The following is a 13513-nucleotide window of genomic DNA, read 5'->3' as shown; positions in this document are numbered from 1 at the left end:
GGCGGCCGCCGCCGAACCCGCCGCGCGGCCGAACTTTTGGAATACAGAATTCCACGACTGAGCAGCCGCGCACCGATGTGCGAGGGGGCAGCGCGCTCCACCGACCCAGAAGCTGAAAATTGTGGATGCGCAGGTTCCAGCAGCCGCTTGCGGCTTCGCCGCAACGGGGAAGACTTCTCACGAAATCAATGGGTTGATCGCAGGCCGGAAGCCGATTGAGCTTTACAATCGAGCAGCCATGGTGCATGTGAAGAATCCGCGATATTTCGCCGCACCCTCCAGTCCTTCGCTTGAATCTTGGCATAATGAATACCAGGATGCGAACCAGCGCACGCATAAAAATGATCGGCGCCTTCGGGAGGGTTTTTTATGACAGACATGGTGCAGTCAACAGCGGCCCCAAGCGTCGCGCGCGTCAGCGATGCCTATCGCTGGACGCAGTTGGCGGTTGGCGTCGCCGCGATGGTGATGATTGCCAATTATCAATACGGCTGGACGTTCTTCGTCCCTGACATCCAGAAGAAGTTCGGCTGGGATCGCGCGTCGATCCAGTGGGCCTTTACGCTCTTTGTCCTGTTCGAGACCTGGCTGGTCCCGGTCGAAGGATGGTTCGTCGACAAATACGGTCCGCGCATCGTCGTGCTGGTCGGCGGCGTGCTCTGCGCCATCGGCTGGGCGATCAACGCCCAGGCCACCACGCTCAACGGCTACTATCTCGGCATGATCATCGCCGGCATCGGCGCCGGCGGCGTCTACGGCACCTGCGTCGGCAACGCGCTGAAGTGGTTTCCGGACAAGCGCGGTCTTGCGGCGGGCATCACGGCCGCGGGCTTCGGTGCGGGCTCCGCGCTCACCGTCGCGCCGATCCAGGCCATGATCAAGGACAGTGGATTCCAGACCACCTTCCTCTATTTCGGCCTCGGACAGGGCATCATCATCTGCATCCTCGCCTTCTTCCTGCTCGCGCCGAAAGCGGGTCAGGTGCCGAACGTGGTGGCCAATGCCAATCTGCTGCAGACCCGGCGCAACTACCAGCCGACCGAGGTGCTGCGTCAGCCGATCTTCTGGCTGATGTACTTCATGTTCGTGATCGTCGGCGCCGGCGGCTTGATGGTGACGGCCAACCTGAAGCCCATCGCGGCCGACTGGAAGGTCGACAACGTGCCGGTCACGCTGATGGCGGTGACGATGACGGCGGTGACCTTCGCGGCCACGATCGACCGCGTGCTCAACGGCCTGACGCGTCCGTTCTTCGGCTGGATCTCCGACATGATCGGCCGCGAGAACACGATGTTCATCGCCTTCGGCATGGAAGGTTTCGGCATCTGGATGCTCTACCTCTGGGGCCACGATCCGATCTGGTTCGTGCTGCTCTCGGGCTTCGTGTTCTTCGCCTGGGGTGAGATCTACTCGCTATTCCCCTCGACCTGCACCGACACGTTCGGCGCCAAGTTCGCGACCACCAATGCCGGCCTGCTCTACACTGCGAAGGGCACCGCCGCACTGCTGGTGCCGATCGGCAACTACATGCAGCAGTCGTCGGGCACGTGGGACAGCGTGTTCATCATCGCGGCCGGCGCCAACATCCTGGCTTCGCTGCTGGCGATCGCGGTGCTCAAGCCCTGGCGCAAGGTCGTGGTCGCCAAATCGACCGTCTGACACGCTCCATCAAGCTCTTCATCGAGCGGACGCCCGGCCTCACGGCCGGGCGTTTTCGTTTGGCGACATCTTGCAGCGCCGGTCCCGCTCCAATGGAACCGCAGATTTGTGACAATCCGCCGCAGATAGGGCTTGCATTCTGGAATATGGTATACCAAGCTCCGCGCCGCGCTTGCGACGATAAGCCACAACATTTGCGACACTGGGTCATCTTGCAATCCAAAGTCGTGATCAATCAGGCGCGTTGGGAGGTTTCTTGATGATTTCCAGCACGGACGGCGCCGTCACGGCCGCGCCTCTTCGCACCGGTTTCCGTTGGCTCCAGCTCGTCATGGGCATCGTCTGCATGGCGATGATCGCCAACCTGCAATATGGCTGGACGCTGTTCGTCGATCCGATCGATGCGGCCCATCACTGGGGACGCGCCGCGATCCAGCTCGCCTTCACCGTCTTCGTCGTCACCGAGACCTGGCTGGTGCCGATCGAGGCCTGGTTCGTCGACAAATACGGCCCGCGCATCGTCGTCATGTTCGGCGGCGTGATGATCGCGCTGTCCTGGATTCTCAACTCCTATGCCGACAGTCTCACCTTGCTCTACGCGGCCGCGATCATCGGCGGCATGGGTGCGGGCGCGGTGTACGGCACCTGCGTGGGCAACGCGCTGAAATGGTTTCCCGACCGCCGGGGCCTTGCCGCCGGCGCGACCGCCGCGGGCTTCGGCGCGGGCGCCGCGCTCACCATCGTGCCGATCGCGACCATGATCGCATCGAGCGGCTATCAGCACGCCTTCTTCACCTTCGGCATCGGCCAGGGCGTGATCGTGTTCGTGCTCGCCTTCTTCATCCAGCCGCCGCGGCTCTCGATCCCGCCGAAGAAGAAGCAGCTCAACCTGCCGCAGACCAAGATCGACTTCACCCCGCCGCAGGTGCTGCGCAGCCCTATTTTCTGGGTGATGTATCTCGTTTTCGTCATGGTCGCATCCGGCGGCCTGATGACCGCGGCGCAGATCGGCCCGATCGCGCACGACTTCAAGATCGCCGATACCCCGGTCACGCTGGCCGGCTTCCAGATGGCGGCACTGACCTTCGCGATCTCGCTCGACCGCATCCTCGACGGTTTCGGACGCCCCTTCTTCGGCTGGGTCTCCGACACGATCGGCCGCGAGCACACCATGTTCATCGCCTTCGGCACCGCGGCGCTGATGCTGCTGACGCTGTCGGCTTACGGTCATGTCCCGGTCGTGTTCGTGCTCGCGACCGCCGTGTATTTCGGCGTGTTCGGCGAGATCTACTCGCTGTTCCCGGCGACCTGCGGCGACACCTTCGGCTCGAAATTCGCGACCACCAACAACGGCATGCTCTACACCGCGAAGGGCACCGCCTCCCTGCTCGTCCCGCTCGCCAGCGTGATCTCGGCGACCTACGGCTGGAAGGCCGTGTTCGTGGTCGCGGTCGCCCTGAACGCGACGGCGGCGCTGACGGCGCTGTTCGTGATCAAGCCGATGCGCCGTTCCTTCATTCTCGGCAAGGAAGCCGAGAGCGCGAGCACAGCAACCGGCAGGGCCGAGACCACTGCAAAGACCGAGACGGCGTAGCCGCCACTGACATTGCAGGGATCAACAAGGGGCGCAGGGATGCGCCCCTTTCTTTTTCGCACCAAGCAAACGTCAGTATTGCTGTCGCAAGATTTTTCGGATCGCCCAAACCAGCGCTTGACGATTGGCATTATGTATACCACACTTCCTGCAACATTCACCCAGGGAGGTTGCAATGCTGGTCGGAGACATTCTGCGCAAGAAGACGCCGCGCGTTGTCACGGTGCGAATGAACGAGACGGTGGGTATCGCCGCCAAGCTGATGCGCGCCAACAACATCAGCGCTCTCGTGGTCAAGGACGTGGTCCGCTCCGAGGGCAACACCGCCGTCGGCATGTTCACCGAGCGTGACGTGGTGCGCGCCGTCGCCGAGCACGGCGCGAATGCCGTCAACGTCAAGGTCTCGCAGCTCGTCTCGGTGCAGCAGCTGGTGTCCTGCACCTCCAGCGATACGATCGAGCAGGTCCGGCATCTGATGAACCGGCATCACATCCGCCATTTGCCCGTCATCGACGATTACAGCCTCGTCTCCGTCATCAGCATGCGCGACATCGCAGCTGCCATGGACGAGGCCATCAACGGCACGCCGCAAGCGGCCGCCTAAAGCGACGCACACTTCCCCTGTGACTACCGGCCGGCTCGGACACGTTCGAGCCGGACCGGATCTTTCGTCCCAAAATTCCGGTCTCCCGCGAGGATTTCATGAAGATCTGCATCTACGGCGCCGGCGCAATCGGCGGATATCTCGGGGTTCAGCTTGCACGCGCAGGCGCCGATGTCAGCCTCATCGCGCGCGGCGCGCACCTTGCCGCAATGCGCGAGCGCGGCCTGACGCTGCTCGCGGGCGAGGAGAGGCACACCGTGCATCCGCGCTGCACCGACGATCCCGCCGAGCTCGGCGTGCAGGACTACATCATCATCACGCTGAAGGCGCATTCCATCACCGGCGTGATCGAGAAGATGCAGCCGCTGCTCGGGCAGCACACCCGCATCGTCACCGCCGTCAACGGCATCCCCTATTGGTACTTCTACAAGCATGGCGGTCAGTACGAGAATTCGACGCTGGAGAGCATCGACCCCGGCGGGCGGCAGTGGCGCGAGATCGGCGCCGAGCGCGCCATCGGCTGCATCGTCTATCCCGCCACCGAGATCGAGGCGCCAGGCGTGATCCGCCACGTCTACGGCAACAACTTCCCGCTCGGTGAGCCCTCCGGCGAGATCACGAGCGACGTGCAGCGCCTTGCCGATCTGTTCGTCGCGGCCGGGCTGAAGGCGCCGGTGCTCGACCGCATCCGCGACGAGATCTGGCTCAAGCTGTGGGGCAATGTCTGCTTCAACCCGATCAGCGCGCTGACCCATGCAACGCTCGACGTGATCTGCACCGATCCGTCCACGCGTGCGCTGTCACGCGCGATCATGGTGGAGACGCAAGCGATCGCCGAGACGTTTGGGGTCAAATTCCGCGTCGACGTCGAGCGCCGCATCGAGGGCGCCCGCAAGGTCGGCGCGCACAAGACCTCGATGCTGCAGGATCTCGAGCGCGGCCGCCCGATGGAGATCGACCCGCTCGTCACCGTGGTGCAGGAGATGGGCCGCATCACCGGCATCGCGACGCCCGCGCTCGATTCGGTGCTGGCGATGGTGACCCAGCGCGCCCGCATCGCCGGGCTCTATGACGGCGTCTCGACACCTTCAGATCCCCGCGCACTGGCGGTGGCGTGATGGCGGGCGAGATGAAGCAGTGGCTGCGCTTCCGGAATAATGGCGCGACCGGTTTCGGCACGCTGACGCCATCGGGCATCAGCGTGCACGAGGGCGAGATGTTCGGCCGCAACGCCGCGACCGGCAAGATTCTGGCGCTGTCGGAGGTCGAGCTGCTGGCGCCTTGCGCGCCCAGCAAGATCGTCGCGCTCTGGAATAATTTCCACGCGCTCGCCGCCAAGCTCAACCAGCCCGAGCCGCCGGAGCCGCTGTATCTGCTCAAGGCCACCACCACCATCACGACGCCCGGCGCCGTGATCCGCCGTCCCTCCTATTACGACGGCAAGACCACCTATGAAGGCGAGCTCGGCATCGTCATCGGCAAGACCTGCGCGCGTGTCTCCCCCAGCGAAGCCAACAGCTGCATCTTCGGCTATACCTGCGTCAACGACATCACCGCCAACGACATCCTGACCAGCGACCCCACCTTCCCGCAATGGGCCCGCGCCAAGGGCATCGACGATTACGGCCCGTTCGGCCCGGTCATCGCAACCGGCCTCGATCCGGCCAAGCTGATCGTCCGCACCATCCTCAACGGCGCGGAGCGGCAGAACTACCCGATCTCCGACATGATCTTCTCGGCGCAGGAGCTGGTCAGCAGGATCTCCCACGACATGACCCTGCTCCCCGGCGACCTCATCGCCGTCGGCACCTCGGTCGGCGTCGGCGTGATGAAGGAGCCGGTGAACACGGTCACCGTCGCGATCGACGGCATCGGCGAGCTCACCAACGAGTTTCGGCTGTAGCTGCAAACACCGGCCCGAAGCCCGGATGAGCGAAGCGATATCCGGGACGGCTCTTCGCTGTGGTCCCGCAAGTCGCTGCGCTCATGCGGGCTACTCACTTATTCTCGCTGCAGCGCGGCAAAATTGATCCGGCGCAAATCGCGCCGGCACGGCCGCCTTATCCTTCCCGGCAATCAGTTTCTGACGCCAGGGAGGACGCCATGACGAATGCAAGTAATGCACTTTTGTGGACGGCTCTGTACTTTGCTCTCGCGTTCGGTGCGATCTTCGCGGTCTGGTTCGCCGACAAGATGCGCTCGAACTTCCTCGAGAAATGATAGCGCGCACGGCGCAGCAGCCCGGATAAGCCAAGCGACATCGGGGACGACTCTTCGCATGGTCCCGCATGTCGCTCCGCTCGCGCGGGCTTCTAACGCTGCTCGATCCGCCATGGCCGGCCTTGTCCCGGCAAGCCGGGCATGACGCGTGTGCGGAACGTCTGTCCGGGAAAACCCGGCACCTTCCGCGCCGCCCCACCCATCGGCCAATGCAACCAGCCGTGGATCACGGCGCCCGAAACAGCCCACAAGCCTGCCCGCCCCTTGCGCTCGGTTCCGCTCTTGGCAATCATGGCGAAAATGTGCGCCGGCGTGTGGAATTCACGATGTGGCTGTTTTTCCTGATTGCCTGGTTCGGCCTGTTGGCCATCGTCGCGGTCGTCGCCCAGCAGGCGTTCGGTCACGACATCAGCCACCTGCCCGCCTGGTTCGCGGGCCTGCCGGTGCCGCAGCGCATCGCGACCGGAATATTCCCCGCGCTCGCGCTGACCCTGATCGGCGCTTCAGCCTGGCGGCTGTCGCGCCAGGACCGCAGCCTGAAGACGCTGCGTGACCGGCTGAAGAAAACCCGCGAGGACGTCGTCGTTGCCCACGCTCTGCAAAACCACTTGGATGCCACCGTCCAGCATTTGATCGAGAGCGACCCGAGGGAGGCGGTCTCTGCGCTGCACGACAAGCTGGGCGAGACCGAGCAGCGCGCGCTGCTCCAGCAGGGCCGCAACCAATCCACCGACATGCACGACCAGCTCGCCGAAATCCGCAGTCGCCAGCAGCACCTGCGCGACATGGTCGGCAAGGTCGCCGAGCAGCGCCGCGCGGTCGAGCCGGTCTTCACCGAGATCCGCGACCGCCAGAACCAGCTCGAACGCTCCCTGCACGATCTCGAGACCGACGACCGCAAGAACAACCTCGCCGATCGGCAGAGGGACATCGCGCGCGACGTGGCAGCGCTTCTGGGACGGGTGAACAGCGTCCAGGAGACATTTGCGACACTCAACCAGTACAAGGAGGATCTGGCGAAATCCCACGCCGAGCTGGTGCCGCTGCGTGCCTCGGACGCCGGCATCAACGCCCTGATCGGCGAGCTCAGCCTCGGCCACGAGCGCCTTGCCAAGACCATCGACGAGCTCGAGACCGGCGGCGAGACGCCGCTTGCCACGCGCGTCGAGACGTTGTCGAAGAACAAGATCGAGATCGAGCAGCGCCTCGCCCGCATCGACGACAGCTTCAACATTCTCAAAAGCATCCGGCTCGACTTCGAGGAGCTCGGCCAGCGCCAGGCGCAGCTCGAACGCTCGCTCGCCGATGTCGAAACGGACGCCGACGGCAAGACCCTTGCCGACCGCCAGAACGCGCTGAACGATTTCGTCCTGCAGTCACGCCAGCGCCTCGGCGCCCTGCAGGAGACGCTGGCGACGCTGAACGCCTTCAAGACGGAGCTGTCGAAGTCGCAGGCCGACCTCGTCCCGTTGAAGGCCCCAGTGTTCGGCATCGAGGCCTTGATCGCGGAGGTCGGTGCCACCCGCGATCTCCTCGTCAGGACCGTCGGCGAGATCGAGACGAATGGCGACGTCACCCTCGCCTCGCGTGTCGATGCGCTGACCCAAAGCAAGCGCGAGGTCGAAGACCGCCTCGCCCGCATCTTCGACAATTTCAACGCGCTCGATGCCTTGCGCAAGGACATCGGCGGCATCTTCTCGACGATCAGGAACAGTTTGAACCGGATCGGGTGAGAAGCCTGATAGCAGCACTCCGAAACATCCAGACACATCACATCTGCGCGCGTCAGAGATATGCCGCCAACATGTCGCGGGGGTGCCGCAACTTGGTCGCATTCGGACGTCCATCTCTGAGGCGTGTCTGGGGGGCACGGCACTGCCGTGTTTGGACCAAACCTTCTAGGGGTATCAGCTGTGAAGAAGATTGTAATTGCTCTGGGTGCCACGCTTGCTCTGGTGACGGCTGCGAACGCTGCGGATCTGCCGCGCCGCCAGCCGGTACCTGTCTATCCGGCGGAGCAGGCGCCGATCGGCAAGATGCCGATTGGCAAGAGCCCGGTTGGAAAGGCCCCTATCGGCAAGGCGCCCGGCCCGGTCGCTGCGCGCTACTGACGCGCAACAGACCAAGCGCAAAACTGGCGTAAGCGGCCGACAGTCGAGGGGCACAGCGTGACGAACAAACCTGATCGATCGGGACCCTGCATCCTTGCGGGGTTCGCCCTCGCGGCCATGATCGCGTGTACGACGCCCTCGGCCTCCGCCCACGAAGCGAACAAGCGCGTTGCCGACGCCAACGCGCTTGCCACGAGCGACTCCACATCGCGGCCTCAGCCGCAGTCGACGCGGCGCTCCGTCGCGCGCGCGGAGAAAGGTCCCTACTACGTCGACTTCCGTGCGCGAACCGCCGCGAGCTGGGGCCACGCCTTCGTCTGGTACGGCAAGACCAGCGAGAAGGCGGTCGAGGTCGCCGGGCTCACGCCGGCCGGCGACACGCTCGCCTACGTGCTCGGCCACGTCACCTTCGTGCCGTCGGAAACCGGTGCGAGCTACGGCGATCTCGATCCGGAATATCTGACCGCGAGCTATCGCGTCTACCTGAACGAAGCCGACGCCAAGCGCGTGTTCGCCTACATCAAGAAGAAGCAGGCGAACTCGCCGGTCTGGAACGCCGAGACCATGAACTGCACCGGCTTCATCGGCGACATCGCCGAGTACATGGGCCTGGAAGTTCCCAATCGCTGGCAACGCCCGGAAAACTTCGTCAACCGCCTCAAGGAAATAAACGGCGGCCGCCAGATGGTGCGGCTGTCGGCAGAGTAGCCCGGCAGCCTGCACCACACGACGCCGTCATTGCGAGCGCAGCCCCTGCCCGTCGGGCAAAACACCCCGCCAAATCCTCCCTCTCGCCTGTCAAGCCCAGCCGCGTCAAATATTCCACTTTACCGAAATTCTGATTTGCCGTACAAGCAAGTCACCCTGGCCCGAGACAAGGGGCGGATCGCGATCGTCACGAACCGCGGACCGGGGTGCGATGGACGCGACGGCGTCGGGCGCGAGCAGCATTGCAGGGCGGGAAACCGTGAGCAAAGCGCTTTCCGCGCATACGACCCGGCGCCGACAGCGTCTTCGCATGGCTTCGGGCGTGAGCACACGCCAGCACTCGAAGTCCCAGCGAAGACGTGCGCGGACGGTCAAGTCGTGTGGTCCTGACGCCCGGGGTCTGTGCGTCAAGTCCTGCGGTGATGTGGCGGCCAACCGGCGCGCGCATCAATCACCCGCAAGGCGACGGGGGCAATAGTGCATCGCTCCCCGAGGAGAGCACGAAGTACGCCGTAAGCCATCGCGCAGGGAAGGCCGGGCGTTCGGCTCACCTGTGGTCCACCCCGTGTGCATCTTCGTAGCGCACGGACTTACGGGTGCCAGCCGGCGCCCGGCCTTCCCTGCGCCCTTGTCTTTCATGAGGGCAACGCGACGACGCAAAACTCGGGCGGAGATGCCGCGAGAGGGCGAAGGTGTGTCTAGTGTTTGAAGAACCGGATCGAGGTTATCCGTGCCCCGGACGCAGCGCAGCGTCCCTTCGACGGTGCGCTGCAGAGCCGGGGCCCATCTTTCAGAGCCCTCGCTGAGCATGGGTCCCGCTCTGCGCCGCAACGTGAAGGACGTTGCAGCACATCCGGGACACGAGCCCCAGGATTATCCGCGCCACGGAATCCTCCCTCTCCCTGCATGCTCGCCCCGCCCCCACCGCACGCCCCGCTGATAGACTTTTACCACCCCCGGCGGCATCCTTCCGCCATCACCGACAACAGAGCCTGCGGGCCATCCAGGGGGAAACACAGCATGTTGCAGACACGGTTCACGAAACTCGTCGGCGTCGAGCACCCGATCGTCCAGGGCGGCATGCAATGGGTCGGCCGCGCCGAGCTGGTCGCCGCCGTTGCCAATGCCGGCGCGCTCGGCTTCATCACGGCGCTGACCCAGCCGACGCCGGAGGACCTGACCAAGGAGATCGCGCGCTGCCGCGACCTCACCGACAAGCCGTTCGGCGTCAACCTCACCATCCTGCCCGCGATCAAGCCGCCGCCTTATGCCGAATACCGCGCGGCCATCATCGAGAGCGGCATCAAGGTGGTCGAGACCGCCGGCAACAAGCCCCAGGAGCATGTCGATGAGTTCAGGAAGCACGGCGTCAAGGTCGTGCACAAATGCACCAGCGTCCGCCACGCGCTCTCGGCCGAACGCATGGGCGTCGACGCCATCTCGATCGACGGCTTCGAATGCGCCGGCCATCCCGGCGAGGACGACACGCCCGGCCTGATCCTGATCCCCGCCGCCGCCAACAAGATCAAGATCCCGATGATCGCCTCGGGCGGCTTTGCCGATGCCCGGGGCCTCGTCGCAGCGCTGGCGCTGGGCGCCGACGGCATCAACATGGGCACGCGCTTCATGGCGACCAGGGAGAGCCCGATCCACCAGCTCATCAAGGAGAAGATCGTCGCCAATGACGAGCGCGAGACCGAGCTGATCTTCCGCACCATGCGCAACACCTCGCGCGTCGCCAGGAACGAGATCTCGACCAAGGTCGTCGCGATGGAAAAGGAAGGCGCCAAGTTCGAGGACATCCGCGAGCTGGTCGCGGGTGCCCGCGGCAAGATGGTCTATGCGACCGGGAACTCCGACGAAGGCATCTGGTCGGCCGGCCAGGTGCAGGGCCTGATCCAGGACATCCCGACCTGCGCCGAACTCATCTCCCGCATCGTGCGCGAAGCGGAAGCGATCATCCGCAGCCGGCTCGAAGGCATGATCGTTCAGCCGCAACGCGAAGCCGCCGAATAATCACCGCAAGAAGCGAGAGCAATCCATGAAGGCTTACGTCTACGGCCCTGAGGGCGCTAGGATTTCCGACGTCGCGCAACCAAAACCGAAGGGCACGCAGGTGCTGGTGCGCGTCCGCGCCTGCGGGCTCAACCGCGCCGACACCGGCATGCGCAAGGGGCACGCCCACGGCGCGGCCGGCGGCGCCGGCACCGTGCTCGGCATGGAATGGGCCGGCGAGGTCGCCGAGCTCGGACCGGATGCCCAGGGCGTGAAGATCGGCGACCGCATCATGGGCTCGGGCGGCGCTGCGTTTGCCGAGTACACCCTCGCCGATCACGGCCGGCTGTTCCGCGCGCCCTCGAACATGAACTTCGAGGAAGCCGCCACCCTCCCCGTCGCGCTCGCGACCATGCACAACGCCGTCGTCACCGTCGGCGGCGTGCAGGCGGGCCAGAGCGTGCTGATCCAGGGCGCCAGCTCTGGTGTCGGCCTGATGGCGATGCAGATTGCAAAACTCAAGGGCGCAAAGCTCGTGATCGGCTCCTCGACCGATGCCACGCGCCGCGGCCGGCTGAAGGAGTACGGCGCCGACCTCGCCGTCGACAGCTCCGATCCGAAATGGGTCGAGGAGGTCCTGAAGGCGACGAACGGTGAAGGCGTCGACCTCATCGTCGACCAGGTCTCGGGCAAGGTGGCGAGCCAGAACCTCGCCGCGACCAAGGTGAAGGGCCGCATCGTCAATGTCGGCCGGCTCGGCGGCACCCATGCCGATTTCAACTTCGACCTACATGCCGCGCGCCGCATCGACTATGTCGGCGTCACCTTCCGCACCCGCACCATCGAAGAGGTCCGCGAGATCTTCGAGGAGGTCAGGAAGGACATCTGGGGCGCGGTGGAATCGCGAAAACTGCAGCTGCCGATCGACAAGGTGTTCGCGTTCGACGACATCGACAAGGCGTTCGACCACATGGAGGCGAACAAGCACCTGGGGAAGATCGTGGTGACGGTGTGAGGGATACCGCGGTCCCGTAGGGTGGGCAAAGCGAAGCGTGCCCACGATCTGTATCCATCACTGACGAATGGTGGGCACGGCGCTTTGCGCCTTTGCCCACCCTACGAGACTAGGCACGACGCGGATTGCTCCTGCAAATCACTAGCGACTACTCCTGTGGATCATCACTTGATGTCCCGCGCTAGGCTGCTAAATCCCCCGCCATGACCTCCCAGCACAGCAAAACCTCGGTCGCCGCGATCTCCATCTTCGCCAGCGGCGGCATGGCGGCGGCCAAGTTCGCGGTCGGCATCGCGATCGGCTCGCTCGCGCTGATCTCCGAGGCCCTGCACTCCTCGATCGACCTGGTCGCGACCATCATCACCTGGGCTGTGGTGCGGGTGTCCGACAAGCCGGCCGACGAGGAGCACCATTACGGCCACGGCAAGCTGGAGAGCGTCTCGGCGCTCGGTGTGACCGCCCTGCTCTACGTGCTTGCCGGCGGCATCCTGGTCGAGGCCTACAGCCGGCTGCGCGAGGGAACCCCGCCGCCGACCATTTCGGCCGTGCCGTTCGTCGTGCTGGTGATCGACATCGTCGTCAATCTCTGGCGCGCCCGCGCCCTGCACCGCGCCGCGCGCGAGACCAGGAGCCAGGCGCTCGCCGCCGACGCGCTGCATTTCGCCTCCGACGTGATGGGCTCGTTCGCCGTGATCATCGGCCTGATCCTCGCCGCCCTCGGCTTCTGGTGGGGCGACGCGGCCGCTGCCGCCGCGGTTGCCGTGATGATCGCCCTGCTCGGCCTGCGCATGGCCGGCTCGACCGTGCAGACGCTGGTCGACCGCGCCCCGCAGGGTGCGCAGGAGAAGGCCACGGCCGCGATCCGCAGCGTCCCGGGCGTGATCGACGTCGAGCGGCTGCGCGTGCGCATGGTCGGCGCGACCACGTTCATCGACACCATCGCCAAGGTGCCGCGGACCTATCCGATCGACCGCGTCGAGGAGATCAAGCGCAGCGCGCAGGCCGCCGTGGACAAGGCATTCGGCGATGCCGACCTCACCTTCACCGCCGTCCCCGTCGCCCGCGACAACGAGACCGTGCGCGACCGCATCATGGTGATCGCGCACAATTCGGGCCTCGCCGTCCACCACGTCACGGTGCACGATCTCGGCGGCAAGCTGATCGTCAGCATCGACCTCGAGGTCGACGCCGCCATGCAGTTAGAGGCAGCCCATGACGTCGCCAACACGCTGGAGCGCAACATCCAGGAGGAGTTCGGCGCCGACGTCGAGGTCGACGTCCATATCGAGCCGCTGGAGCCGGAACTGCCGTTCGGGGTCGATGCCGCGCCGGAACGCGTCCAGGCCATCGCCGCCGCGCTGACTGAATACGCCGCCGGCAGCGAGATCCACGACATCCATAATGTGCGCGTCCGCAACACCGACGCCGGCGAGATCGTCAATTTCCACTGCCGCGCCGCGCCGTCGATGAGCGTGATCAAGGTGCACGAGCACGTCGACGCCATCGAGCGCGCGCTGCGGCGCGCGTTCCCGAGCGTGAAGCGCGTGATCAGCCACGCCGAACCGCCGCGTGCGTGACTGGGAGCGCGCGAGGAGTCGCACGTTCTC

General features: G+C 65.1%; 12 protein-coding genes. 11 read left to right on the top strand and 1 reads right to left on the bottom strand.

Annotation, left to right across the window (positions count from 1 at the left end; all coding sequences use genetic code 11):
* On the bottom strand, positions 1-337 hold a 337-nt coding region (locus IC66_RS47980), incomplete at its 3' end, for a hypothetical protein (protein WP_210161481.1).
* A 32-nt stretch (positions 338-369) separates the two neighbouring features.
* Between IC66_RS47980 and oxlT (IC66_RS0106865) the strand changes: the two genes are divergently transcribed.
* The 11 genes from oxlT (IC66_RS0106865) (at position 370) to IC66_RS0106810 (ending at position 13483) form a co-directional block, all read left to right on the top strand.
* A complete protein-coding gene (gene oxlT, locus IC66_RS0106865) occupies positions 370-1659 on the top strand; it encodes an oxalate/formate MFS antiporter (protein ID WP_028143031.1) in 1290 nt (429 codons plus the stop codon).
* A gap of 259 nt (positions 1660-1918) precedes the next feature.
* Positions 1919-3253 (top strand): oxalate/formate MFS antiporter, encoded by a 1335-nt coding sequence (oxlT, locus tag IC66_RS0106860; RefSeq protein WP_028143030.1) that lies wholly within the window; start codon positions 1919-1921, stop codon positions 3251-3253.
* Between the two features lie 175 nt (positions 3254-3428).
* Positions 3429-3857: a CBS domain-containing protein gene (locus tag IC66_RS0106855; protein WP_028143029.1), complete on the top strand. Its 429-nt coding sequence runs from the start codon at positions 3429-3431 to the stop codon at positions 3855-3857.
* A 98-nt stretch (positions 3858-3955) separates the two neighbouring features.
* Positions 3956-4975 carry a 2-dehydropantoate 2-reductase gene (locus IC66_RS0106850; RefSeq protein ID WP_028143028.1) on the top strand — a complete coding sequence of 340 codons (1020 nt, stop codon included), beginning with the start codon at positions 3956-3958 and terminating at the stop codon, positions 4973-4975.
* Complete coding sequence (locus IC66_RS0106845; RefSeq protein WP_080670197.1) at positions 4975-5760, top strand: fumarylacetoacetate hydrolase family protein; 786 nt, start codon at positions 4975-4977, stop codon at positions 5758-5760. The genes IC66_RS0106850 and IC66_RS0106845 overlap by 1 nt, the downstream gene beginning before the upstream one ends.
* 643 nt (positions 5761-6403) lie before the next feature.
* Entirely contained in the window at positions 6404-7810 is a 1407-nt protein-coding gene (locus tag IC66_RS0106835) for a hypothetical protein (protein ID WP_038947111.1), read from the top strand.
* A 180-nt stretch (positions 7811-7990) separates the two neighbouring features.
* Complete coding sequence (locus tag IC66_RS0106830; protein ID WP_018315845.1) at positions 7991-8188, top strand: hypothetical protein; 198 nt, start codon at positions 7991-7993, stop codon at positions 8186-8188.
* Between the two features lie 57 nt (positions 8189-8245).
* Positions 8246-8896, top strand: a complete 651-nt coding sequence (locus IC66_RS0106825; RefSeq protein WP_038947110.1) for a hypothetical protein — start codon at positions 8246-8248, stop codon at positions 8894-8896.
* A 1020-nt stretch (positions 8897-9916) separates the two neighbouring features.
* A complete protein-coding gene (locus IC66_RS0106820) occupies positions 9917-10912 on the top strand; it encodes an NAD(P)H-dependent flavin oxidoreductase (RefSeq protein WP_028143024.1) in 996 nt (331 codons plus the stop codon).
* A 25-nt stretch (positions 10913-10937) separates the two neighbouring features.
* Positions 10938-11906 (top strand): quinone oxidoreductase family protein, encoded by a 969-nt coding sequence (locus IC66_RS0106815; RefSeq protein WP_028143023.1) that lies wholly within the window; start codon positions 10938-10940, stop codon positions 11904-11906.
* 203 nt (positions 11907-12109) lie between these two features.
* Entirely contained in the window at positions 12110-13483 is a 1374-nt protein-coding gene (locus IC66_RS0106810; RefSeq protein ID WP_028143022.1) for a cation-efflux pump, read from the top strand.
* Positions 13484-13513 lie beyond the last annotated feature (30 nt).

Origin of the sequence: Bradyrhizobium genomosp. III (genome assembly GCF_000261705.1) — a bacterium.
Classification (GTDB): Bacteria; Pseudomonadota; Alphaproteobacteria; order Rhizobiales; family Xanthobacteraceae; genus Bradyrhizobium; species Bradyrhizobium ottawaense.
Note: the sequence above shows the minus strand (reverse complement) of the source record. Positions and strands in the feature narration are given on the sequence as shown.

Bases quoted from the DNA above. Each gene is read 5' to 3' on its own strand.
- IC66_RS0106820 (WP_028143024.1), top strand. From the start codon at position 9,917: ATGTTGCAGACACGGTTCACGAAACTCGTCGGCGTCGAGCACCCGATC.
- IC66_RS0106850 (WP_028143028.1), top strand. From the start codon at position 3,956: ATGAAGATCTGCATCTACGGCGCCGGCGCAATCGGCGGATATCTCGGG.
- IC66_RS0106810 (WP_028143022.1), top strand. From the start codon at position 12,110: ATGACCTCCCAGCACAGCAAAACCTCGGTCGCCGCGATCTCCATCTTC.
- oxlT (WP_028143031.1), top strand. From the start codon at position 370: ATGACAGACATGGTGCAGTCAACAGCGGCCCCAAGCGTCGCGCGCGTC.
- oxlT (WP_028143030.1), top strand. From the start codon at position 1,919: ATGATTTCCAGCACGGACGGCGCCGTCACGGCCGCGCCTCTTCGCACC.
- IC66_RS0106815 (WP_028143023.1), top strand. From the start codon at position 10,938: ATGAAGGCTTACGTCTACGGCCCTGAGGGCGCTAGGATTTCCGACGTC.
- IC66_RS0106835 (WP_038947111.1), top strand. From the start codon at position 6,404: ATGTGGCTGTTTTTCCTGATTGCCTGGTTCGGCCTGTTGGCCATCGTC.
- IC66_RS0106855 (WP_028143029.1), top strand. From the start codon at position 3,429: ATGCTGGTCGGAGACATTCTGCGCAAGAAGACGCCGCGCGTTGTCACG.
- IC66_RS0106845 (WP_080670197.1), top strand. From the start codon at position 4,975: ATGGCGGGCGAGATGAAGCAGTGGCTGCGCTTCCGGAATAATGGCGCG.